At 62.5% G+C, this 21,813-nt stretch carries 22 protein-coding genes; 11 read left to right on the forward strand and 11 right to left on the reverse strand.

Features of this window, described 5'->3' with window-relative positions; all coding sequences use genetic code 11:
- Positions 1-99 precede the first annotated feature (99 nt).
- Genes NKH42_RS22815 through NKH42_RS22835 form a run of 5 tightly spaced genes read left to right on the forward strand, consistent with a single transcriptional unit; the run spans position 100 to position 4,336 of the window.
- Positions 100-987 (forward strand): sugar phosphate isomerase/epimerase family protein, encoded by an 888-nt coding sequence (locus tag NKH42_RS22815; protein ID WP_352506658.1) that lies wholly within the window; start codon positions 100-102, stop codon positions 985-987.
- A 55-nt stretch (positions 988-1,042) separates the two neighbouring features.
- Positions 1,043-2,212, forward strand: a complete 1,170-nt coding sequence (locus tag NKH42_RS22820; protein WP_254816744.1) for a mandelate racemase/muconate lactonizing enzyme family protein — start codon at positions 1,043-1,045, stop codon at positions 2,210-2,212.
- A 1-nt stretch (position 2,213) separates the two neighbouring features.
- Positions 2,214-2,930, forward strand: a complete 717-nt coding sequence (locus tag NKH42_RS22825) for a FadR/GntR family transcriptional regulator (protein WP_254816743.1) — start codon at positions 2,214-2,216, stop codon at positions 2,928-2,930.
- 1 nt (position 2,931) lies between these two features.
- Entirely contained in the window at positions 2,932-3,912 is a 981-nt protein-coding gene (locus NKH42_RS22830; protein ID WP_352752027.1) for a hydroxyacid dehydrogenase, read from the forward strand.
- A gap of 40 nt (positions 3,913-3,952) precedes the next feature.
- Positions 3,953-4,336, forward strand: a complete 384-nt coding sequence (locus NKH42_RS22835) for a hypothetical protein (RefSeq protein WP_352476343.1) — start codon at positions 3,953-3,955, stop codon at positions 4,334-4,336.
- 14 nt (positions 4,337-4,350) lie between these two features.
- Here the strand turns inward: NKH42_RS22835 and NKH42_RS22840 are convergent, their stop codons facing one another.
- Positions 4,351-5,646 carry an amidase gene (locus NKH42_RS22840; RefSeq protein ID WP_352974449.1) on the reverse strand — a complete coding sequence of 432 codons (1,296 nt, stop codon included), beginning with the start codon at positions 5,644-5,646 and terminating at the stop codon, positions 4,351-4,353.
- 117 nt (positions 5,647-5,763) lie between these two features.
- Between NKH42_RS22840 and NKH42_RS22845 the strand changes: the two genes are divergently transcribed.
- Complete coding sequence (locus NKH42_RS22845; RefSeq protein WP_352506661.1) at positions 5,764-6,111, forward strand: GFA family protein; 348 nt, start codon at positions 5,764-5,766, stop codon at positions 6,109-6,111.
- Here NKH42_RS22845 and NKH42_RS22850 read toward each other — a convergent pair.
- Positions 6,108-7,331 (reverse strand): MFS transporter, encoded by a 1,224-nt coding sequence (locus tag NKH42_RS22850; protein WP_352506662.1) that lies wholly within the window; start codon positions 7,329-7,331, stop codon positions 6,108-6,110. The genes NKH42_RS22845 and NKH42_RS22850 overlap by 4 nt on opposite strands.
- A 90-nt stretch (positions 7,332-7,421) precedes the next feature.
- Between NKH42_RS22850 and NKH42_RS22855 the strand changes: the two genes are divergently transcribed.
- Complete coding sequence (locus NKH42_RS22855; protein ID WP_352506663.1) at positions 7,422-8,393, forward strand: AraC family transcriptional regulator; 972 nt, start codon at positions 7,422-7,424, stop codon at positions 8,391-8,393.
- 125 nt (positions 8,394-8,518) lie between these two features.
- On the opposite strand, the gene NKH42_RS22860 is transcribed toward NKH42_RS22855, so the two are convergent.
- The 8 genes from NKH42_RS22860 to NKH42_RS22895 all read right to left on the reverse strand — a co-directional run bounded on the left by NKH42_RS22860 (position 8,519) and on the right by NKH42_RS22895 (position 15,779).
- Complete coding sequence (locus NKH42_RS22860; protein WP_352506664.1) at positions 8,519-8,800, reverse strand: hypothetical protein; 282 nt, start codon at positions 8,798-8,800, stop codon at positions 8,519-8,521.
- Positions 8,801-9,047: 247 nt separating this feature from the next.
- Complete coding sequence (locus NKH42_RS22865; RefSeq protein ID WP_023675181.1) at positions 9,048-10,151, reverse strand: ABC transporter ATP-binding protein; 1,104 nt, start codon at positions 10,149-10,151, stop codon at positions 9,048-9,050.
- A complete protein-coding gene (locus tag NKH42_RS22870) occupies positions 10,151-11,254 on the reverse strand; it encodes an ABC transporter ATP-binding protein (protein WP_352506666.1) in 1,104 nt (367 codons plus the stop codon). The genes NKH42_RS22865 and NKH42_RS22870 overlap by 1 nt, the downstream gene beginning before the upstream one ends.
- Positions 11,251-11,472 (reverse strand): hypothetical protein, encoded by a 222-nt coding sequence (locus tag NKH42_RS22875; RefSeq protein WP_023675179.1) that lies wholly within the window; start codon positions 11,470-11,472, stop codon positions 11,251-11,253. Before NKH42_RS22875 ends, NKH42_RS22870 begins: the two co-directional genes overlap by 4 nt.
- Positions 11,469-12,428 (reverse strand): carbohydrate ABC transporter permease, encoded by a 960-nt coding sequence (locus NKH42_RS22880; protein WP_352476335.1) that lies wholly within the window; start codon positions 12,426-12,428, stop codon positions 11,469-11,471. The genes NKH42_RS22875 and NKH42_RS22880 overlap by 4 nt, the downstream gene beginning before the upstream one ends.
- 1 nt (position 12,429) lies before the next feature.
- Positions 12,430-13,335: a carbohydrate ABC transporter permease gene (locus NKH42_RS22885; RefSeq protein ID WP_254816733.1), complete on the reverse strand. Its 906-nt coding sequence runs from the start codon at positions 13,333-13,335 to the stop codon at positions 12,430-12,432.
- Between the two features lie 74 nt (positions 13,336-13,409).
- Complete coding sequence (locus NKH42_RS22890; RefSeq protein ID WP_352448404.1) at positions 13,410-14,726, reverse strand: ABC transporter substrate-binding protein; 1,317 nt, start codon at positions 14,724-14,726, stop codon at positions 13,410-13,412.
- Between the two features lie 357 nt (positions 14,727-15,083).
- Positions 15,084-15,779 carry a TetR/AcrR family transcriptional regulator gene (locus NKH42_RS22895; RefSeq protein ID WP_352752030.1) on the reverse strand — a complete coding sequence of 232 codons (696 nt, stop codon included), beginning with the start codon at positions 15,777-15,779 and terminating at the stop codon, positions 15,084-15,086.
- 106 nt (positions 15,780-15,885) lie between these two features.
- Between NKH42_RS22895 and NKH42_RS22900 the strand changes: the two genes are divergently transcribed.
- The 3 genes from NKH42_RS22900 to NKH42_RS22910 are packed head-to-tail and all read left to right on the forward strand — an operon-like array spanning position 15,886 to position 18,386.
- Positions 15,886-17,082, forward strand: a complete 1,197-nt coding sequence (locus NKH42_RS22900; protein WP_352691135.1) for a Tm-1-like ATP-binding domain-containing protein — start codon at positions 15,886-15,888, stop codon at positions 17,080-17,082.
- 11 nt (positions 17,083-17,093) lie between these two features.
- On the forward strand, positions 17,094-17,933 hold the full coding sequence (locus NKH42_RS22905; protein ID WP_352506670.1) for a phosphoenolpyruvate hydrolase family protein: 840 nt from the start codon (positions 17,094-17,096) through the stop codon (positions 17,931-17,933).
- 24 nt (positions 17,934-17,957) lie between these two features.
- On the forward strand, positions 17,958-18,386 hold the full coding sequence (locus NKH42_RS22910; RefSeq protein WP_352691137.1) for a cupin domain-containing protein: 429 nt from the start codon (positions 17,958-17,960) through the stop codon (positions 18,384-18,386).
- Here NKH42_RS22910 and NKH42_RS22915 read toward each other — a convergent pair.
- Positions 18,383-19,570, reverse strand: a complete 1,188-nt coding sequence (locus NKH42_RS22915; RefSeq protein WP_352506672.1) for a M24 family metallopeptidase — start codon at positions 19,568-19,570, stop codon at positions 18,383-18,385. The two genes, NKH42_RS22910 and NKH42_RS22915, sit on opposite strands and share 4 nt — an antisense overlap.
- 363 nt (positions 19,571-19,933) lie before the next feature.
- Here NKH42_RS22915 and NKH42_RS22920 point away from each other — a divergent pair, with 363 nt between their 5' ends.
- Positions 19,934-21,544: an ABC transporter substrate-binding protein gene (locus NKH42_RS22920; RefSeq protein ID WP_352506673.1), complete on the forward strand. Its 1,611-nt coding sequence runs from the start codon at positions 19,934-19,936 to the stop codon at positions 21,542-21,544.
- The last annotated feature ends 269 nt before the right edge of the window (positions 21,545-21,813 follow it).

A 21,813-nucleotide genomic window follows, 5' to 3' on the forward strand; every position in this document is an offset into this window, starting at 1 on the left:
CAAAAAAATGCTGGGACGCCTTGGGGAGGAATCATGCGGCGGCTTCGGCAGAGTGCGCCGCAGGCAAACTGGTACAGGCGATTCTGGGAAGGATAGACCATGCATCTTTCGACGCACAATTGGATGCGGGCGGAGCCGCTGGAAACGACGCTCAAGCGCATCAAGAAATTCGGCTATGAGTCGATCGAGATTTCCGGCGAACCCGAACAGTACAAGCCCAAGGAGACGCGCGCACTGTTGAACGAGTACGGCATTCGCTGCTGGGGAGCGGTGACGCTGATGCTGGGCGAGCGCAATCTCGCCGCCAAGGACCAGGGCCAACGCGAGCGGTCGGTGCAGTACGTCAAGGACGTGCTGACCATGGTCAGCGAGCTCGACGGCGAGATTATCACGCTGGTTCCCGCCACTGTCGGCAAGGTCGTGCCGGACGGCACCGAGGAAGAGGAATGGAAATGGGTGGTCGATGCCACCCGGGAATGCTTCACCCACGCCAAGAAAGTTGGCGTCAAGATCGCGGTTGAGCCGCTCAACCGCTTCGAGACTTATCTGTTCAACCGCGGCGCCCAGGCACTGGCGCTGGCCGATGCGGTCAGCCCCGAATGCGGCGTCTGCCTCGACGCCTACCACATCCACATGGAAGAATTTAACGTCTATGACGCCATCCGGCAGGTCGGCGAGCGCCTGTACGATTTCCATGTCGCCGACAACAACCGCTTCGCCGCGGGCCTTGGGCAGATCGACTGGCCGAAGATCGTCGGCACGCTGAAGGAGATCGGCTATGACGGCGCGCTGACCAATGAATTCGTCGCCCCCGTCGACCGCACGCCGGCTGCTCCCTATCCCGACATGGTCGAACGCAACCCCGTCGACATCTCGCCGGAGCAGCTGAAGTTCATTCAGGACCACGGCTCCAGCGTGCTCACGGAGAAATTCTACACCGACCAGATGCGCATCAACGCGGAAACGCTGCTGCCGCTGATCAAGTAGCCGAGCCGTTTGGAAAGAGCCCTTCCGCCTCACCGCGGCCGGGCCGAGGATGAACATGCGCATCAAAACGGTCCAAGCCTGGTGGGTCCGCATACCGATCGAAGTCGCGAAGCAGCACCGCAGCGACTTCGGTCAGGTGGCGACGTTCGACGCCGCTATCCTGCGCATCGAAACCGACGACGGGCTGGTCGGCTGGGGCGAAGGCAAGAATGCCGCCGGCAGCGCCGGGAGTTACGGCGCTCTCGTTCATTTGCTGAACTACGAGGTCGGCCCGCAGCTGGTCGGCCGCGACCCGGCCGACATCGGCGTCATCTGGGAGATGCTCTACAATGGCACGCGCCACGACAGTGCCGCTCGCGCCGGCCATGCCATGCCGCAACTGGCACGACGGGGCATGAGCATCGCTGCCATCAGCGCCGTCGACATCGCATTGTGGGACATTCTCGGCAAATCGCTCGGCGTTCCGGTCTGGCGGCTGCTCGGCGGCCGCAAGCTGGACCGCATGCCGGCCTATGCTTCCGGCGGCTGGGCCACCGCGGAAGCCATCGGCGACCAGCTGCAGTCCTACATCGCCAAGGGCGGCTTCAAGGCGCTGAAGATGCGCGTCGGCGCGATGGATGGCGCCCCACATATCTCGGCCGCTCGCGTCCGCGCCGCAAGACAGGCGCTCGGTCCAGATATCGATCTGATGGTCGACGCGCACGGCACTTACACGGTGGCCGAAGCCAAGCGCTTCATCCATCTCGCCGGCGACCTCGATCTCGCCTGGTTCGAGGAGCCGGTGATCGCTGACGACAAGCCCGGCATGGCCGAGGTGCGCGCCTGCGGTTCGATCCCGATCGCCACCGGCGAAAGCGAGGCGACACGCTATGCCTTCCGCGACCTCGCCGTGCTCAAATCCGCCGATATCTTCCAGCCGGATCCGGCCTTTTGCGGTGGCATCAGCGAGGCGATGAAGATCGGCACCATCGCCAGCGCCTTCAATCTGCGCTTTGCGCCGCATCTTTGGGCCGGCGCGCCCTGCTTCTTTGCCGGGCTGCATGTCTGCGCCGCTTCGCCGGCGAGCTTCACCGTCGAATATTCGCTCGGCGCCAACCCGATGATCCACGATCTGATCGAAGAGACTGTCGAAGCAAAGGACGGTATGGTAGCGATCCCTGATAGACCCGGGCTGGGATTCACCATTTCGGAGCGGTTCCTGGAGGCGCACGCGCAACACGGCTGACATGAAAGAAAAGAACCTTCTCGCGGAACTCGCCGCCTATCTGTTCTCCCATTCCGACAAGGAGACCGGCCGCACGCCGTCGGAGCGCGAACTGGCAGAGCATTTCAGCGTCAGCCGCGGACAGATCCGCGAGGCGCTGGCCATTCTCGAGGCGATGCGCATCGTCGAGCGACGGGCGAAATCCGGCATCTACATCGATACGAAGCAGGCGAGCGTCGAGGCGATGGCGCTGTTCGCCCGCGCGGGCCTGCCGCTCGATCCCGTCCAGATCTACGAGACGGTCGAGTTGCGCAAGATCCACGAGATCAAGGCCGCCGAACTGGCCTGTTCACGCGCCACCGAGGAGAATTTCGAGCGGCTGCGCGAGATCCTGAAGGCCTCCGAGGATCGCATCGCCGCCGGTGAAGGCCTTGCCCGGGAAGACCGCGAGTTCCACCTCGAGATCGTGCGGGCGACCAAGAACAGCGTCTTCCACAATATCTGCAGCGTCTACTACATGATGGGTGAGCTGCGCCTGCCGATCTATTTCAACGATCCCGAACGCAGCGTGCGCTCCCATGCCGAGCATATCCAGATCTACGAGGCGCTGCTGCGCCGCGACGGCAATCTCGCCCAGGCGCTGATGAGCGCCCATCTGCAAGGCGCCGAAAGCTACTGGAAGGGGCTGATCGAGGGGCGTGGGGCGGAACCGCAAAGCCCAGCGCTCGAAAAGGCCTGAAATGCCCAAGATCCTGTCGACACACAGACTGCACCCCCGTGCCTCTTCCATGCTGACAGGGGCCGGCGAACTCGTCGTTGCTTCCGCCCTCGACGCGCATACGCTTGCCGCCGAGGCAAGGGACGCCGATGTCATCATCGTTCGCGCTCCCTTGCCTGCGTCGCTTTTCGAAGGAGCAAGGAAGCTCAGGGCCGCGATCCGGCACGGCGCCGGGCTGGACATGGTACCTATGGAAGCGGCCAATGCCGCCGGCGTGCTGGTGGCGAACGTACCGGGGGTGAACGCGCGATCCGTCGCCGAATACGTGATGTTCGCGGCGCTGGCGCTGCTTAGGCGCTTTCGTGTGTTGGACCGCGACCTGCGTGCGAAGGGCTGGCTGGCCGGCCGCGAACACACTGTGGTGGCCAGCGAGCTAGCGGGCAAGACGATCGGCATTGTCGGTCTCGGCGCGATCGGCCAGGCGGTTGGCCATATCGCGGCACATGGGTTCGATCTGAATGTGGTGGCGACGACGCGCAGCATGCGGCCGGCGCCGGACAGGGTCGGCTTCCTGTCGATCGATGCGCTGATCGAACAGAGCGACATCATCGTTCTGTGCTGCCCGCTGACGCCCGAAACACGGGGGCTGATCAGCCGCGAGCGCATTGACCGGATGAAGCCGGATGCGCTGCTGATCAATGTTTCGCGCGGGCCGGTGATCGACGACGACGCGGTGATCGAGGCCTTGCAGAAGGGCCGTATCGGCGGCGCCGCACTCGATGTTTTTGCAACACAACCGCTGCCGCCCAACCACCCCTATTTCGGCTTCGACAACGTCATCGTCACCCCGCACATGGCTGGGATCACCGAGCAGTCGATGATGCGCATGGGCGTCGGCGCGGCTGGCGAAGCCTTGCTGGTGCTGGCCAACAGATTACCGGTCAATCTGCGCAACCCGGAAGTGGTCGAGCACTACCGGCGGCGGTTCCCTGTCGATCTCTGAGCGCCTCAATTTTCCCGAACTCGCCGGCGATGGTGCCGGCATGGTAAACGTCACAAAATTCCTGCTGACCGCTGGCTTCTGCGTGGCGACGGCGCAAGTCTTCGCCAACGGACAGGGCAGCTACGTGTTCTGCGACAACGGCTTGCGCTGCGTGGCGGCACCCTGTCCATCGAACAGCGCACTCGACCTCGCTACTGGTAAGCTCATCAAAGGCGTTTCAATCGACATTGATCGCCTGCCGCAGCAAGACAAAGCCCTCAATCTTTCGGACAAGCTCTATGCCGGCGAGGTCGTTGTTGTCGGATCGATCGAGAACCGCACCCGGACCTTCAACGGCAAGCGGTACACCCTGCCTTGGCTGGTTGCCACCGGCATCGAACGCGCCGCCAAGGACAGCGAACGCGGCCACTGCTCGTCGCGCTGACACGCGCTGTCGGATCAATTTGCAAGCAGCGCCTCCACGCCGGCTGCGATGCGCAGCAGGTGGTGGTCATGACCATTGCGCGCCACCAGCATCAGCCCGGCCGGGCGCGTCTTTCCCGGCATGGGCAGCGAGATTGCTGACAGATCGAACTGGTTGGCGACCTGCGTGTTGCGCAGCAGAGGACCCTCGATCCTGTTGCAGAGGGCCTCGTCACCGGTCATCGAGACGATCGTCGGCGCCGTCACCGGCGTGGTCGGCAGGGCCAGTACGTCTACCCCTGACAGCCGCTCATCCATTGCGGCGACAAGTGCTGCGCGACGGCGCATTGCCCTGATATAGACCGTGGCCGGAATGGCGGCGGCGCGCGACAATGGTCCGCTTACCCGCGGGTCGACCGGCGTCGCCGCTCCCGTCGCCAGCCAGTCGGCATGGATCTCCGCCCCTTCCATCGCCGCGATCGAGGCGCGCTTGGTTGCCGCGCGCAGTTCGGCAAGCAGGTCGTCGATCGACAGTTCCGCAAGCCGTGCGCCGCTAAGCTCCATCTTGCGAAGACACCAGTCGAACGTCGTCGCGACCTCTTCCTGCGTATCATCGAACAGCACGCCGCGCGCAATGCCGATGCGCAGGCCGTGCAGTGGAAGCGGCAACAGTGCTGCCAGGTTTTCGCCCGACATCACTGCATCGGCCGCCGCACATTCCGCGACGGTGCGGGCCAGCGGACCGATCGAGTCCAGCGTGGCCGACAGCGGAAACGCACCCGCGAGCGGCACGCGCCGCGCGGTCGGCTTGAAACCGACGACGCCATTCAGCGATGCCGGAATGCGCACCGAACCACCCGTATCGGAACCGATAGAGATTTGGCTGGTGCCTTCGCCGACCGAAACCGCGGCGCCTGAGGACGAGCCGCCCGGAATACGGGTGGCATCGCTTGCATTGCCGGGGGTGCCGTAATGCGGATTGACGCCGATCGCGGTGAAGGCGAACTCGGTCATGTTGGTCTTGCCGAGGATGACTGCACCGGCCTGACGCAGCCGTCGCACGACAATGGCATCCCGCAGCGCCGGCGCTGCGGTGGCGAGCAGCAGAGAGCCCGCCGTGGTCGGCTCGCCAGCGACATCGAACAGATCCTTGATCGAGACGATCGCCCCATCGAGCGGCCCGAGCGTGACGCCGGCTTTTCGCCGCGCATCGGCTGCGTCGGCCGCCGCCCGTGCGGCTTCCGGGTAGAGCTTTACGAAAACGCTTTCGTCGTCGACGCGAACGGCAAGACGCGAAAGAATTGCTTCGAGGCTATCACGGGCTGATTGCATTTTCGGTGTCGGACTCCGCACGCTTGGAACGTCTTAAGATAGCAGCCCCAACTGCCGCAGGAGACATAGCCCGGCACGGTCGGATTTGCACCTGTCGAACCGAAGGAGGAAGGCCCGATGCTCTACCAAGGCAGCTGCCACTGCGGCAAGGTCGCGTTCGAGGTCGAAGGCGAGCTGACCGGAGCCGTACGGTGCAATTGCTCGATCTGCTCGCGCAAGGGTGCACTGCTATGGGCAGTGCCGCATGAAAGCGTGCGGGTGCTTGCCTGGGGCGATGATCTCGGCCGCTACAGCTTCGGCAACCATGTCATCGCGCACCGCTTCTGCCGCAGCTGCGGCATTCACCCCTTCGCCGAGGATGTCGGCGAAGGGAGCGGGCGAAGTGCCTATATCAATATTCATTGTATCGAGGCGTTGGACGTCGCCGCCGTGCCGGTCTTCGACTTCGACGGCCGTTCCGTTTAGGCCTTGGGATCGTCGATCGGCTTGGGGCCAAGGAAGAACGCCGCCAGTGCCGCAAGCAATGTCGCCGCCGCGCAATAGGCGAAGGCGCTGGCAACGCCGGTATTGTCGACCAGCAGGCCGCCGAACACGGCGCCCAACGCGATGGCGACCTGGAACGTCATAACCATGAGCCCGCCGGCGCTTTCCGCCTGATCGGGGGCGGCTCGCACCAGCCAGGTCTGCAGCCCGACTGGGACGGCACCGAAGGCAAAGCCCCAGCTGGCCACTGCTATTGCAGCCACGACGGGTGAGCCTCCGACCACCAGCAGCAGGAGCGCTGAAGACGCGATCAGCAGAGGCGCCAGAGTGACGGCTGCCTTGAGGCTGCGCTCGGCAATGAAGCCGCCGGCAAAATTGCCGAAGAAACCACCAATGCCGTAGGCGAGCAGCACAAGCGAGATCGTCTCGATGTCCAGTGCGGGCACCTTCTCGAGAAACGGGCGGACATAGGTGAAGCCGGCAAAGTGTCCCGAGGCGACCAGCAACACCACCAGCAGCGCTACTCTGATCATCGGCCGCTTCATCACCTCCAGCAGCGTGCGAAAACCTGCTGTACCTGCCGGCGGCAGTCGCGGGATGGTAGCCACCTGTACCAGAAGCGCCAGCGCGCCGACCACGGCGGCGATCATGAAGGCCGTCCGCCATCCCCAGATGTCGCCGACATAGGCGCCGACCGGAGCAGCGCAGACCGTCGCCACCGAAACGCCGGTGAGGATGATCGACATGGCGCGCGGCATCAGCCGCATTGGGACAAGCCGCATCGCCATGGCCGCCGACATCGACCAGAATCCGCCGAGACTGATCCCGAGCATGATGCGGGCGATCAGAAGAATAGGAAGCGACGACGCAAACGCGGCCACCAGGTTTGACAGCACAAGCAGCACGGTCAGCGCCAACATGACCAGCCTGCGGTCCAGCCGCTTGGTGACAATAGCCATGGTCGGTGCCGCAATCGCGCCAATGACGGCCGTTGCCGTTACCGCCTGCCCGGCGGCGCCTTCGGTGATGCCGAGATCCTGCGCAAGCGGCGTCAGCAGGCTGGCCGGCAGAAATTCTGCGGTCACCAGGCCGAAGACTCCGAGCGCCAAGGAGACCACCGCCCCCCATGCGGGGTCGGATCGTTCGCCAGTTTCAGATGGGTCGAGAACGGCGTCCATGACGCCTGTCGCGGGTTCGGTCATGAGGGATCTCCGGTCTGTTGCAGCGCAGCATTTGACTGCAATGCAACATAAGGAGTGACTAGCTGGAGTTTCCATGCTAGAAACACCATTATGTTTGACCGTTCGTCCAAAATCCCCGTAACCGGCGATCCACTGACGGACATATTGCGCGGATTGCGCCTCGAAGGCGTCGATTACGGCCGTTGCGAGATGAAGGAGCCTTGGGGCATCCATTTTCCGGCTCAGGCGGCGGCACGGTTTCATTTCATCGGCCGTAAAGGCTGCTGGTTGCTGCAGCCGTCCGGCGAATGGGTCGAGCTCAAGGCGGGCGACGCTGCCTTGTTGCCGCGCGGCTCAGCTCACACGCTGGCGAGCGAGCCGGGTATCGAGGCGGCGCCGATCCACGGCTATGAGGTCGAGGAGATCTGCAAGAATGTCTATTGCATGTCGAATGACGGCGTGCCCGGCTGCCGTCCGGGGACCTTGCTGTTTTTCGGCAGCATGTATTTCAATCTCGATGGCTTGCACCCCTTGCTCGGCATGATGCCGGACGTGATGCGCGCACATGAGTTGGAAGCCTATGAACCAGGTATTCCACATTTGCTGGAAGCGATGGCCCGCGAGGTGTCGATGGAGCGCGTCGGCTCCGGCGGCATCCTGGCGCGGCTGGCCGATGTGCTTGCCGCGACCGTCATCCGCTCATGGGTCGAGCGCGGCTGCGGCGACTCTTCCGGATGGATCGCGGCGGTCAGGGATCGCGAGATCGGCCGGGTGCTGGCCGCGATCCACCTGGAACCGAACCGTGACTGGACGGTGGAGGCTCTGGCGAAGATGATGGGTGCCTCGCGATCGGGTTTCGCCGATCGCTTCGCCACCATTGTCGGCGAAACACCGGCAAAGTACGTCACGCAGGTGCGGATGCACCAGGCGCGGCAATGGCTGGTCCGCGACCGGCTCAAGATTTCCGTCGTGGCGGCGCGCCTCGGCTACGAATCCGACGCCTCCTTCAGCCGCGCCTTCAAACGGGTCATCGGATCGCCGCCCAGCCATTTCCGGGCCGAGGAACAGGCGGAGATCCGCTAATGCATGTCGCGCAAAAGTGTGCAGCGGTTTTGCGATAACGACGTGCATCAAAACAAGAATCTAAAGCGCGTCGCATGAGGCCGGTCGAACGCGACGCGCTTTAGGCCGGCTAAACGTTGGCCGGCTTATTGCTCGGTGATACAGGCCGAGCCGGCACTGCTCTTGCAATATTTGCCGGAGGCCCCGCACCTGCCATCCGAGACTTCGACGACGGTGCCGCTCAACAACAGTTTGCAGTCGCTGGTGGACAGATTGACCGTGCCGTTGAGGCCCTTGATCTTCTTGGCGTCGACCTTCGCACCGGCGACGATTTTCTTGGCTGCCTGCGCCTCGCCCAGATGCGCCGCCAACAATCCCATACCGGCGACAAGCAGGATCGTCGCAAAAGTGCGGAACAGATTTCCCATAGCCAACCCTCCATTTCGGGCCTCCAAAATTGGGCTTGCAAAGCCCGTTTGGGACCAAAGGATCAGCCTATTCGACAAATCGGAGCATCCGCATCCCCCGCACGGGGGATGACGGGAAGACTCGAGCATTTCGCACCAAATGGAGTCACGTAGCGTCGCACAAATGCGGCTAAAACACATAGATAGAGCGGGATACACGGTTCGTGTTGAACGCATCCCGCTCCAGCTGCAGTAAAGAGGCTTGTACTTAGCCGGCGTGACGCAGGCTTATTCCGCTGCCCTTGTCGAACAGCACCACCTTGTCCGGATTCCAGGCAAAGCGCACCGGCTGCTCTATCTGGACGTCGGTCCTGGCCGGCACGGTGGCGCGCAGCATGGCGTCGCCGACCCGCAGCGTCAGGATCTTCTCGACGCCATGGTTCTCGACATCGTGGACCCGCGCCTCGACCGGCGCGCCGGTCTCGAGATAGACGTCTTCGGGACGAATACCGAAGACGAGCGGGCGACCGTCGGTCGCCGCGCCCGTCTTGGCACCCCCCGAAGTCTTGGCACCCCCCGCAAACGGCAATTCGAAATTGAGCGGCGCCATCACCGCACGTCCGTTGACGAGCTTGCCGTCGATGAGGTTCATCGGCGGTGAGCCGACGAAGCTTGCCACGTAGGTGTCGCGCGGATTGTTGTAGATCTCGTACGGCGTGCCGGTCTGGACGATGCGGCCATGGTTGAGCACGCCGACCTTGTCACCCATCGACATCGCCTCGATCTGATCGTGCGTCACGAACAGGAAGGTGGCGCCAAGCTGCATCTGCAGGTTCTTCAATTCGGTGCGCAGCGCCTCGCGCAATTTGGCGTCGAGCGCCGACAACGGCTCGTCCATCAGGAATACCCGCGGCTTGCGCACGATGGCGCGGCCGATCGAGACGCGCTGCATCTCGCCGCCTGAAAGCCTATCGGTCTTGCGGTCGAGCAGATGCTCGATGCGCAGCGTCCTGGCCGCGCGGTCGACACGATCCTTGATCTCGGCATCGGGCAGCCGGCGGATCTTCGGCTTCAGCGGAAATTCGAGGTTCTGGCGCACCGTATAGCGCGGATAGAGCGAATATTGCTGCAGCACCAGCGCCACGTCGCGCTCGGCCGCGCCCCAGTCGGCGACATCGACGCCATCGATGAAGACCTGGCCTTCGCTCGGTTTTTCCAGGCCGGCAATCATGCGCAGCGTCGTCGTCTTGCCGGCGCCGGTCTCGCCAAGCAGGACGAAGAACTCGCCATCGGCGATGTCGAGATCGAGCCCGGTCAAGGCGGTGTGGTTACCGAACTTCTTTGAGATGTTCTTGAGCTGGATGTGGGCCATCAGAGTCTCACTCCCAGCGATTTGCCGCTCGCCGTGTCGAAGAAATGCGCCTGGCTGGGATCTATTCTGACGAAGACCCTTTCGCCGGGGCCGCTGATGAAGCCGCTCTTGGTGCGCGCACGCAGCATCTTGGAGCCGACCTTGAGGTCGACGATGTCGAAGGACCCGAGCGGCTCGACGATCTGCGTCTCCACCGGCAGGAACCCCTCGGCGGTTTCGCGGCGGACGAGGACGCCTTCCGGCCGTATGCCGAGCGCGAGTTGGCTGCCGGCATGGCCATTGAGCTTCGACAGCAAGGCGCGCGGGAATTCGAAGCCAGCGGCCGCATCGCCGACCGTGACCGAGGCCGATGAGGGTTTCTCGGTCACCGAAGCGTCGGCGACGTTCATCACCGGGCTGCCGACAAATTGCGCGACGAAAAGATTCGCCGGATGCGAATAGACCTCGTCCGGCGAGCCGACCTGCTGCAGTACACCTTCATGCATGATGACGATGCGGTCGGCGAGGCTCATCGCCTCGATCTGGTCGTGGGTGACATAGATGCTGGTCGAACCCTGCTTGATGTGCAGCCGCTTGATCTCGGCCCGCATCTCCTCGCGCAGCTTGGCATCGAGCGCGCCGATCGGCTCGTCCATCAGCATCGCCTTCGGCCGCCGCACCAAGGCCCGGCCGATCGCCACGCGCTGCATGTCGCCGCCGGACAGCGCCGACGGTTTCTTGGCGAGGAGATCGCTGATCTGCAGCGTCTTGGCGACCGAGCGCACCTCGCTGTCGATCTCGGCCTTGCTCTTGCGCGTCGCTCTCAGTGGAAAGGCGATGTTCTCGTAAACGCTCATATGCGGATAGAGCGAAAACGATTGGAAGACCATGGCGATGTCGCGGTCGGCGGCCTTGAGGTGCTGGACCGGCTTGCCGTCGATGAGGATGTCGCCGCCGTCGATCGTCTCCAGCCCGGCAATCGCCCTGAGCGTCGTCGTCTTGCCGCAGCCCGACTGGCCGAGCAGCACGATGAACTCGTTGTCGTCGATCTTCAGGTTGAGGTCCTTGATGACCTGGACGGCGCCGAAATATTTCTGGACGCCGCGAAGCTCGATTTGGGTCAATGCTGTGCCCCCGGATTTGCCCCTTGCCCGGTGCCGGCCTTCTCCTCCGGCGCGATCTTGGAGGTGATGTTGAAGCCGATCAGACCGATCAGGATGATGGTCACGCCATAGCTGTGCAGCAGCATGTTCCACGGCTGGCAGAGCGCGATGATACCGAGCACCATCAGCACCTGGCTGCCCGGTTCGAGATATTTCTGGTTGATGTCGCGAAAGCTCATTTGCGGATCGCTCCGAAGGACATGCCGCGCAACAGGTGGTTGCGGAGCAGGAAGGTGAAGATCGCGACCGGCAGCAGGAACAGGAAGGTTCCGGCGGCGATCACCGTCCAGTCCGGCAGGCCGGAACCGACCTGGCTGGGAATGAAGGGCGGTGCCGTCTGGGCGCGGCGGCTGGTCATGATCAGCGCGAAGGCATACTCGTTCCACGCCGTGATGAAGCAGAACACGGCGGTGGCGGCGATGCCGGTGGCGGCCTCGGGCAGCACGATCTTGAAGAAGGCCTCCATGCGCGTGTAGCCGTCGACGAGCGCCGCCTCTTCATACTCCTTCGGGATTTCGTCCATGAAGCCCTTCATCAGCCAGACCGAGAAGGACAGGTTGAAGGCGGTGTAAAGAATGATCAGGCCGACATGGGAATCGTTGAGCCCTACCGCCCGGTACATCAGGAACATTGGGATGGCGACGACCACCGGCGGCAGCATGCGCGTCGACAGGATGAAGAAGAGCAGATCCGCCTCTCCCTTCACCTTGAAGCGCGAGAAGCCATAGGCGGTGAAGGTGCCCATGCCGACGGCCAGGACGGTCGAGGTTATGGCGACGATCAGCGAATTCATGAAACGGCTCGGATAGCCCGACCACTGCACCTGGCCCTTGCCGTCGCGCACGATCTTTTCGCCGCCATTGAAGACGACGCGCTCCCACCACGGCGCAGCCGCGTACTCCTCCGGCGACGGCGGGCTGCGCAGCTGCGAACGCTTGGTGAACAACTTGACGAAGGGCGATATCTCCGGCTGGAAAACCACCGTCGGCGGAATGGTGGTGGCGAGATTGCGCGGCTTGAAAGCCGTCGAGGCGATCCAGTAGATCGGCGCCAGGAAGATGATCGTCACCAGCAGGACAGCGACGATGGCGACCCGGTTGAAGGTGATTTCGGAAGAAGTGCGGACTGCGGCCATCTCAGCGCTCCTTCACCTTGTTGAGATATTTGACATAGATGTTGGTGATCGCCAGCACCATGATCAGCACGATGTAGGCGAGCGCGCAGGAACGCCCGGTCTGCCATTCCTGGAACGCCATCTTATAGAGCCGGATCGAGATCAGCTCGGCCGTCGGCTGGCTGGTCAGGATGTAGGCGAGGTCGAAGGTCTTGAACGCCTCCATGGTGCGGAAGATGACCGCGATCATCAGGATCGGCGCAACCAGCGGCAGCGTTATGCGGAAGAAGGTGTAGAACGGCCCGGCCCTGTCGATCGCGGCTGCCTCGTAGAGATGCTTGGGCACAGCCGACAGGCCGGCCAGCGACAACAGCATGACAAAGGGCGACCACATCCAGATGTCGGTCAGCGCGACCGCATAGAGCGCCATTTTCGGATTCGACAGCCATTCGAAGGTGCCGAGGCCGAGCGCATAATTGATGATGCCGAAGGACGGATCGTAGAGCAGCTTCCAGAACAGGCCGACGACGGCCATCGACAGCATCATCGGCAACAACAGGAGCGTCGTCAGCAGGCCCTTGAGCGGAATGTCGCGATTGAGCAGCATGGCCACGCCGAAGCCGACGAGCAGCTGGCCGGCGACCGAGATGATGACGTATTTTGCGGTGATGGCGAAGTTGGACCAGACATAGGGATCGCTGAGCAGGTCGCGATAGTTTTGCAGCCCGACGAAATTCGCCGCCGCGCTGGTCGAGGCGCGGAAATCGGTGAACGAATAGCCCAGCGAATAGATCAGCGGGAAGATGTTGAAGACGATCAGAAACAGGATCGTCGGGATGATGAAGAGATTGCGGATCGAAATGTCGCTTAGACCGCGAGCGGCGGCCCGCGAGGACCTGTCCAGCGTGGTGATCATCGTGGTCGCCAAGACCCTGCTCCCGGTTCAAGAATCAGAAAAAGAAACGGAGGAGGCACGAACGCCCCCTCCGTGAAACTTCATGCTTATTGGCCGCGGCCGTATTTCTTGAAGGTCGCGTTCCAGTCGGCTGCCAGTGCGTCCAGCGTCTCCTTGGCGGTGCCTTCGCCGCCGATCATGTAAGGATAGATGCGCTGGTTGAGCTGCTGCAGCAGTTCCGCATATTCCGGAACCGCCCAGAAGTCCTTGACCTTGAACATGGTCTCGTAGAACGCCTTGTTGTAGGGCGTGGCGTTCTGGAATTCGGGCGACTTGAGCACGGCGGCACTGCAGGTGTAGCCGCCAAGCGCTGCCCATTTCTTCTGGGTCTCGTCCTTGATGAACCATTCCAGGAACTTCGTCGCCTCTTCCTGCTTCTGCGAGTAGGAAACGATGGAGATGCCCTGACCGCCGAGTGCGGCGAACTGGTCGCCGCCAGGTCCGGCTGGATTGGCGAAGAAGCCGGTGTTCTTGGCGTTCGGGTTCGACGCCTCGTTGATCAACGAGGGGAAGAACGCGAAGTAGTTCATGCTCATCGCGGCCAGGTTTTCAGTGATCGCCTGGTTGTCCTCGACGAAGAACGACTTGGCCCAGCCCGGAGGCGTGAACTTGTAGAGTTCCTTGTAGGCGTCGAGCGCCGCGATCGCCTTGTCGGAGTTGATGAAGCCATCGACCTTGTAGGTCTTATAGTCACCCAGCTCGCCGCCAAAGGAGAACAGCGCGTTTTCGAAGCCCATCGCCATCGCGTCATAAGAATTGTCGGTGTAGATCGCGATGCCGTATTTTTTCTGGTCCGGCCGGTAGAAGAATTCGGCGATGTCGCGTAGCGCCTTGAAATCCTTCGGCACGTCGAGATCGTAGCCATACTTGGCCTTGAAGGCTTCTTTTTCCTTGGGGTCTTCGAACCAGTCCTTGCGATAGGACCAGCCGACGGCGTCGCCTTCGAGCGGAATGGCCCAGTACTTGCTGCTGCCGCCCGGATATTCGGCATAGTATTTCACCGTGGCCGGTGCCATCACTTCACCGACCTTGTGCTTGTTGAAGAAGTCGGTCAGGTCGACATAGTGGCCACCGGTCGAGCCAGCACCAAGCCATTGCGAGTCGCCGACGACCATATCGTAGGCGTCGCCATGGGCGTTGAACTCGGTGAAGGCCTTGGTCTGGAAGTCGGGCCACGGTGTGGTTTCCACCGTGATCTTGACGCCGGTTTCCTTCTCGTACTCGTTGCCGAGTTCCTGCAGGTAATTGGCCGGATCCCATTCCGCCCAGAAGATTGTAAGTTCCTTTTCCTGCGCGTAGACGGACGTTCCGCAGGCGAGCACTAGGCCGATACCAGCAAGCAAGCTGGTCATTGTCTTGCGCATAATGATTTCCTCCCTTGTGCGCATTCTACCGTTCATGAGAACCGGCATCGAGGCCGGCCCTGGTAGTCCTCCCGTGACGGCACCGTTTCGGTCTGTGAGCCTCCTCGCTCGACCGAAACGGATCTCAGCCTTCACCTTTGATCCGCTTTATTTGTCCTGATCTGGTATTACCAATTTAAGAGGAACGTCAAGCCCTTTCTTGGACGGTGACGGACACGCAGACAAGCTGGCTTCTGCGATATCTGCCTGTTTTCGCTGAATTTTCCTACTCCATGATACATGAATGCCTTACTTGGGCCGCTGCATCGCCAGTAGCATGAATAGCCAAGTTGAAAATCTGGTCGAACCAGATTGGCGTCATCTCACGGCGGTCGTCGGCGCGATCCCATCTCCTTCAATCATCGACTCGGTCATAGCCGCGCGCACAAGAGCCCCGGCCGCCCATTGCGCAACCGACATCATACTGCGGCTATCCAAGCCCCATATATCCTTCAATACGATCAGCATCTCAACACCGAAGATCAGCGACAGCGCCTGCGCAAGCCGCTTGAATTCGCGCTGCGGCAACTGGCCCTTGAGTGGCGCGATCGCATCCTCCAAAAGCTCGATGCGATGGCCGCGCGTGAAGGCCGGTTCGCCGCCCAGCGTGCCTGCCTGTCGCTGTGCCCACTGGTCGAGCGACAGTTTCAGCGCCGCCTTGAACGTCGCTTCGAAGGCCTCGATGCGCGGCATGGCGGTGTCGAACAGCTCGGCGACCCGGCGCTCCGGATCGGCAGAGATCGATTGCCAGGTAAGGATCGGCCCGAGCCCTTCGTCGACCACCGCCTGCACCAGCGCCGCCTGGCTCGGAAAATACCGATAAGCGGTGGCGCGCGAGACTTCCGCTGCTTCCGCCACCTCGCTGACGGAGGGCGTGGCGCCCGCCTGCATCAGCTTTGTCGCCGTCTCCAGCATCAGCCGCTTGGTGCGCGCGCGGGCCCCGCGCTCAGCCCGCGGGCTGGCGCCTTGGCCGGCGTCGTCGTTCACTGTCGCTTGTTGACGTGAGACATCCATGTTAATACGATACGCGCGTCTCAAAAAATTGCAATGGCCCTTCGCCCATCGAACGGCCAGGCAAAGGGGCGGCAGCGCCGAACACGCCCAAGACCGGGGAAACGCGATGAAGCGCATCTATGTGGTGGGCACCGCCGACACCAAGGGCGAGGAACTCGCATTTCTGTCCGATGCGGTCGCCGCTACCGGCGCTTCGATTGCCCGTGTCGACATCGGAACACGCGGCGCGACCGTGCCGGTCGACATTTCGGCAGACGAGGTCGCCAGCCACCATTCCGAGGGTCGCAACGCCGTGCTCGGCGTCGACGATCGCGGCACCGCGGTGGCGGCAATGGCTGCCGCCTTTGCCCGGTTTGTTCAATCGCGCAGCGACATTGCCGGGATTATCGGCATTGGCGGCGGTGGCGGCACCTCGATCATCACCGCAGGAATGCGCACGCTGCCGCTCGGCCTGCCCAAGATCATGGTTTCGACGTTGGCCTCCGGTGACACCACGCCTTACGTCGACGTCTCCGACATCGTCATGATGCCGTCGGTGACCGACATGGCCGGCCTCAACCGACTTTCCCGTGTCGTGCTGCACAATGCCGCCCAGGCGATATCAGGCATGGCGGCAAAGCCGGCGCCGCCGGCCGACGGCAGACCCTCGATAGGCCTGACCATGTTCGGCGTCACCACGCCATGCGTGACCGCGATCGCCGATGAGCTTCGTTCGACCTATGACTGCATGGTCTTTCATGCCACCGGAACCGGCGGCCGCACCATGGAAAAAATGGCCGACAGCGGCCTGTTGTCCGGCGTCATCGACATCACAACGACCGAAGTCTGCGACTTGCTGCTTGGCGGCGTGCTGCCGGCGACCGAAGATCGCTTTGTCGCCATCGCCCGCACCAGGCTGCCTTATATCGGCTCGGTCGGCGCGCTCGACATGGTCAATTTCTGGGCGCCGCCGACAATTCCGGAACGCTATCGCGGCCGGCTGTTTTATGAGCACAATCCAAACGTCACGCTGATGCGCACCACTGCCGACGAAAGCAGGACGATCGGCGAATGGATCGGGACAAGGCTGAGCCTCTGCCAGGGTCCGGTTCGTTTCCTCATTCCGGAGAAAGGCGTGTCGGCGCTCGACATCGAAGGCGGCGCCTTCTTCGACCCTGAAGCCGATGCCGCTTTGTTCGAGGCGATCGAGCGTACCATCAAACCCGCCAAAACGCGGCGCGTGCTGCGCCTGCCGCTGCACATCAACGATCCGGAATTCGCCTGGGCCGCCACAACGGCCTTCCTCGACATCGCCAGACAGTGAGACACCAAGACATGGCCGCCATACCGCGCAAGAAAATCCTGGAGAAATTCCGCATGATGATTGCGGATGGCGTGCCGATCGTCGGCGGCGGTGCCGGCACCGGCCTGTCGGCCAAGGCCGAGGAAGCCGGCGGCATCGACCTGATCATCATCTACAATTCCGGCCGCTACCGCATGGCCGGGCGCGGCTCGGCCGCCGGCCTGCTCGCCTATGGCAACGCCAACGAGATCGTCAAGGAGATGGCCTACGAAGTGCTGCCGGTGGTGAAGAAGACGCCGGTGCTGGCCGGCGTCAACGGCACTGATCCCTTCGTCATCATGCCGCTGCTTTTGGCCGAGTTGAAGACGATGGGCTTTTCCGGCGTCCAGAATTTTCCGACCATCGGCCTGTTCGACGGCCAGATGCGGCGGAGTTTTGAAGAAACCGGCATGGGCTTCGGGCTCGAGATCGACATGATCGCCGAGGCTCACAGACTCGACCTGTTGACCACGCCCTATGTCTTCAACCCAGACGAGGCGCGCGCCATGACAACAGCCGGCGCCGACATCGTCGTCGCCCATATGGGGGTGACCACCGGCGGCTCGATCGGCGCGACGTCGGCTAAATCGCTGGACGACTGTGTCAGCGAGATCGACGCCATCGCCAAAGCGGCACGCTCAGTGCGCGAGGATATAATCCTGCTTTGCCATGGCGGGCCGATCTCGATGCCGGACGACGCCAGATATATTCTCGAGCGCTGCAAGGGCCTGCACGGGTTCTATGGCGCCAGTTCGATGGAGCGGCTGCCGGCGGAAGCCTCGATCGCCAGGCAGACGGCGGATTTCAAGGCCGTCACGTTCGGCGCTGCGTAGAGACCAGCAAAAGAAGGTGGGACGATGACCGACAACAGCAAGGTGTTCGTATATCCAAAAGACGTCAGCGCCTTCGGCTTCGACTGGGGCAGGCTGTCGCTGACGGTCGCTCCCGAAGTGAACGGCGCAAAGCGATTTTCCGGTGGTGTCGTCGACCTCCCGTCGGGCAAGGGCCATACGCGTCATAACCATCCGGGTGCGGAGGAGATCATCTTCGTCATCTCAGGCGATGGCGAGCAGATGGTCGAGGACGAGAAAGGCAACCCGGTCGTCGAGAAAGTCGGCCCCGGCTGCACCATCTATGTGCCGGAAAGCCGCTTCCACTCGACGCTCAATACCGGCGATGGGCCGATGCAGCTTTTCGTCGTCTATTCGCCGGCCGGGCCGGAACTGGCGTTGCGGGAGTTGCCGGATTTCAGGTTGATCCCGCCGGGCGGGGATAGAAGCGCCTAACCCCCGCCCGCGTTCCAGCCCCGGCCCCGATCGCCGAACATCACGTACCCTGTGTCGGTGACCGCCACCGTGTCCTCCAGCTTGATGAAGCCGCGCGTCGGGTGGAGCATGGTCGTCTCGACCGAAAGCACCATGTTCTTCTCCAGCGGCTTTGCGGCATAGGTGCCTTCATAGGTCACCGGATGGTTGGTCATCAGGAACGGCGCTTCATGCGTGATCAGCCCCATGCCATGCGCGAAGAAATCGGTATAGGGCGCAACCTTCGACTTCTTCAGCACGCCTTCGGCATGAGAAATCATGTCACCGCCCAGCGTGCCCGCCTTGACCTTGGAGAAGGCCGCCTGCTGCACTGTCTCGATCTCGGCCAGCAGATCCTCGAGTTCGGCGTCAGGCTCGCCCAGCACGCCCATGCGGCAAAGGTCGCCGATATAGCCGTGGTAGTTGCCGCCGGAATCGATCGACATCACCTCGCCCCGTTTCCAGGCCTGCGGCGAGGCGGCGCGGTTGTGGCTGGAGCCTAGCGTCAACAGGCAATATTCGAAATGCGCGCCGCGATTGGTCTCCTCGCGCCTGAGCTGTTCGATGATCTCGCTCTTGGTCGTGCCTTCGCGTGCCCAGCCGATGGTCGCCAGCATGGAATCGGTGATCAGCTCGGAGGCGATGCGCAGCTTCTCCAACTCGGCCTCGGTTTTGATTGCGCGCATGCGCTCCAGCATATCAGTCGCATCGATCAGCTTGGCATCCGGCAGCGCGTTGCGGATCAGCATATAGGCGTCGGACGGCAGGAAGGCGGGCTCGATGCCGACGCGGGCATTGCCCTTGCCGATCTTTCGCAAATGCTCGACCGCCAGGTTGGCGGCATCGAGCGTGCCCCAGCAGGCGGCATGCAGTGTCGGCGTCCAGAATGGATGGTTCTGGTGCTCGCCGCCTTCCATGCGGTTGGCGATATAGGCGGCATGCTCCGGCCCACCTTTCTCATAGACGACGACAGGCAGATAACGGCTGTGGCCGATCGCATCCATGGCGGCGAAGAAGATGAACTTGTAGCCGCCAAGCAGATACTGCGTGTTGTGCTTGGAGGTGGCGAGCAGCACGTCGATGCCGGCCTCCTCCATCAGCCCGTCCACCCGAGCCTGGTCGAACGGCACGCCGCCGACGGCATTCTTGCCTGGGGCAATGTTCATGTCTCTCTCCCTGAAATCCCTTGGCCGGCCGCTCGCCGGCACCGGCTTTCCGGCTCTGACCCTCGGCTATGCTTAATCTGCATCATTTTGCCCGATCTGGTCCAGCCAGAACGGGCGAACCAGCCCCAAAGCTGGTCCACCTGCTGCACTTTACTCCAGTCTGGGTCCTGCCAGAACCGCGCATCGAACCGTTTCCGTACAACTGGTCCAACGGACGGAAATTTCAAAGCCACGTGAGGATGCGCCAATTCCGTCTTTGGCGAAACCCCGCACAAGGCCCATAATCAGCCGTGCAGGATGCTTACGAGCGTCCGAGGGGTACGGCGGACCCGGCCGGGTCCGCGGAGAGGACGGAGTTCGATCATGCCAGAGTTCACCATTTCCAGACGTACGATGCTTGCGGGTTCGGCATTGCTGCTGGCCTCCACCGCGATGCCGACGATCGGGTCGGCGCAGACGCCGAAAAAGGGCGGACGACTGGTTGTCGCCGCTGATTCCGAGCCGCGCAATCTCAATCCGGCGATCGTCGCCTCGAACGGCGTCTTCTTCATTTCGAGCAAGATCGTAGAAACCTTGGCTGAGGCCTCCTTTGAGGGCAAGGACGGGCTCGATCCGCGCCTGGCACTCAGCTGGGAAGGTGCCACCGACGGCCTGTCGGTGACGTTCAAGCTGCGCGAGGGCGTCAAATGGCATGACGGTAAACCCTTCACCTCCGGCGATGTCGCGTTCTCGGCGCTGCATATCTGGAAGCCGTTGCAGAATCTCGGCCGCACCGTGTTCAAGGATCTGGAGGCGGTCGACACGCCGGACGAAGCCACCGCCGTGTTCAAATTCGCCAAGCCGACACCGTTCCAGCTGATCCGCAACGCCTTGCCGGCGCTGAGCAGCGTGGTGCCCAAGCACATCTACGAGACCGGAAAGATCGAGGACAACCCGGCCAACAACGCCCCGGTCGGCACCGGACCGTTCAAATTCGCCGAATACAAACCCGGCGAATATTACCGGCTGGAGAAGAATACGGATTATTGGGGCAAGGACGAGCCCTATCTCGACGAGATCATCTATCAGGTGCTGCCGGACCGCACAGCAGCGGCCAGCGCGCTCGAGGCCGAAGAGATCCAGCTCGCCGCCTTCTCCGCCGTGCCCCTCGCCGATCTCGACCGCATATCCAAAGTGCCCGGCCTCAAGGTGATCACCAAGGGTTATGAAGGGCTGACCTACCAGCTCGTCGTCGAGATCAACCATCGCCGCAAGGAGCTGGCCGACCTGAAAGTGCGCCAGGCGATCGCTCACGCCATCGACAAGGATTTCGTCGTCAAGACGGTGTTTCTCGGCTATGCCGCCACCGCCACTGGCCCGGTGCCGAAAAACGACCCGCAATTCTACACCGCCGACGTGCCGACGTACGCCTTCGACGTCGCCAAGGCCAACACCCTGCTGGACGAGGCCGGCTACAGCCGAGGCGATGACGGCAAGCGCTTTTCACTGAAACTGCTGCCGGCGCCCTATTTCAACGAGACCAAGCAGTTCGGCGACTATCTGCGCCAGGCGCTCGCCGCCGTCGGCATCGACGCTCAGCTGGTCAACAACGACTCGGCCGCGCATATCAAGGCTGTTTACACCGACCACGCCTTCGACCTTGCGGTCGGGCCGCCGGTGTTCCGCGGCGATCCTGCGATCTCGACCACCATCCTGGTGCAGAGCGGCATTCCAGACGGCGTGCCCTTCTCCAACCAGGGCGGCTATAAGAACGCCGAACTCGATGCCCTGATCGCCAAGGCATCGGAGACGCTCGACACCGCCGCCCGCACCGGACTCTACAAGGAGTTCCAGAGAAAAGTTGCCGCTGACCTGCCACTGATCAACGTCGCCGAATGGAGTTTCATCAGCGTCGCACGTGATACGGTCAGGAACATCGCCAACAATCCGCGCTGGGCGGTATCGAACTGGGCGGACACTTGGCTGGAGGGGTAAGGAAGTCTCTCCAGACTTGCGCGCCGCTTGTGTGCTCAGCTTCAACGATGAGAGCTTTTTCGCGCCCCCCTCTGTCCTGCCGGACATCTCCCCCACAAGGAGGGAGATTGGCAGCTTTGGCGTTGCCGGCCGTCTTGCAACGCTGGAGATTGGCGAAAGCGACAATGACAGCTGATCTCCCCCCTGTTTGGACCGGGGACATCGCGAACAGCTGTGCGAGGACATCGCGAACAGTTTGCCATCCTATCGTTGGCTTACATTGAGGTCGA

It is taken from the genome of Mesorhizobium sp. M1142, from assembly GCF_040318565.1.
Taxonomy (GTDB): domain Bacteria; phylum Pseudomonadota; class Alphaproteobacteria; order Rhizobiales; family Rhizobiaceae; genus Mesorhizobium.

Coding starts and splice junctions, on each gene's coding strand:
- NKH42_RS22900 (WP_352691135.1), top strand. CDS start 15,886: ATGAAGCGCATCTATGTGGTGGGCACCGCCGACACCAAGGGCGAGGAA.
- NKH42_RS22850 (WP_352506662.1), bottom strand. CDS start 7,331: ATGACCGAACCCGCGACAGGCGTCATGGACGCCGTTCTCGACCCATCT.
- NKH42_RS22840 (WP_352974449.1), bottom strand. CDS start 5,646: ATGCAATCAGCCCGTGATAGCCTCGAAGCAATTCTTTCGCGTCTTGCC.
- NKH42_RS22860 (WP_352506664.1), bottom strand. CDS start 8,800: ATGGGAAATCTGTTCCGCACTTTTGCGACGATCCTGCTTGTCGCCGGT.
- NKH42_RS22815 (WP_352506658.1), top strand. CDS start 100: ATGCATCTTTCGACGCACAATTGGATGCGGGCGGAGCCGCTGGAAACG.
- NKH42_RS22890 (WP_352448404.1), bottom strand. CDS start 14,726: ATGCGCAAGACAATGACCAGCTTGCTTGCTGGTATCGGCCTAGTGCTC.
- NKH42_RS22855 (WP_352506663.1), top strand. CDS start 7,422: ATGTTTGACCGTTCGTCCAAAATCCCCGTAACCGGCGATCCACTGACG.
- NKH42_RS22915 (WP_352506672.1), bottom strand. CDS start 19,570: ATGAACATTGCCCCAGGCAAGAATGCCGTCGGCGGCGTGCCGTTCGAC.
- NKH42_RS22920 (WP_352506673.1), top strand. CDS start 19,934: ATGCCAGAGTTCACCATTTCCAGACGTACGATGCTTGCGGGTTCGGCA.
- NKH42_RS22820 (WP_254816744.1), top strand. CDS start 1,043: ATGCGCATCAAAACGGTCCAAGCCTGGTGGGTCCGCATACCGATCGAA.
- NKH42_RS22865 (WP_023675181.1), bottom strand. CDS start 10,151: ATGGCCCACATCCAGCTCAAGAACATCTCAAAGAAGTTCGGTAACCAC.
- NKH42_RS22905 (WP_352506670.1), top strand. CDS start 17,094: ATGGCCGCCATACCGCGCAAGAAAATCCTGGAGAAATTCCGCATGATG.
- NKH42_RS22910 (WP_352691137.1), top strand. CDS start 17,958: ATGACCGACAACAGCAAGGTGTTCGTATATCCAAAAGACGTCAGCGCC.
- NKH42_RS22895 (WP_352752030.1), bottom strand. CDS start 15,779: ATGGATGTCTCACGTCAACAAGCGACAGTGAACGACGACGCCGGCCAA.
- NKH42_RS22875 (WP_023675179.1), bottom strand. CDS start 11,472: ATGAGCTTTCGCGACATCAACCAGAAATATCTCGAACCGGGCAGCCAG.
- NKH42_RS22880 (WP_352476335.1), bottom strand. CDS start 12,428: ATGGCCGCAGTCCGCACTTCTTCCGAAATCACCTTCAACCGGGTCGCC.
- NKH42_RS22835 (WP_352476343.1), top strand. CDS start 3,953: ATGGTAAACGTCACAAAATTCCTGCTGACCGCTGGCTTCTGCGTGGCG.
- NKH42_RS22830 (WP_352752027.1), top strand. CDS start 2,932: ATGCCCAAGATCCTGTCGACACACAGACTGCACCCCCGTGCCTCTTCC.
- NKH42_RS22825 (WP_254816743.1), top strand. CDS start 2,214: ATGAAAGAAAAGAACCTTCTCGCGGAACTCGCCGCCTATCTGTTCTCC.
- NKH42_RS22845 (WP_352506661.1), top strand. CDS start 5,764: ATGCTCTACCAAGGCAGCTGCCACTGCGGCAAGGTCGCGTTCGAGGTC.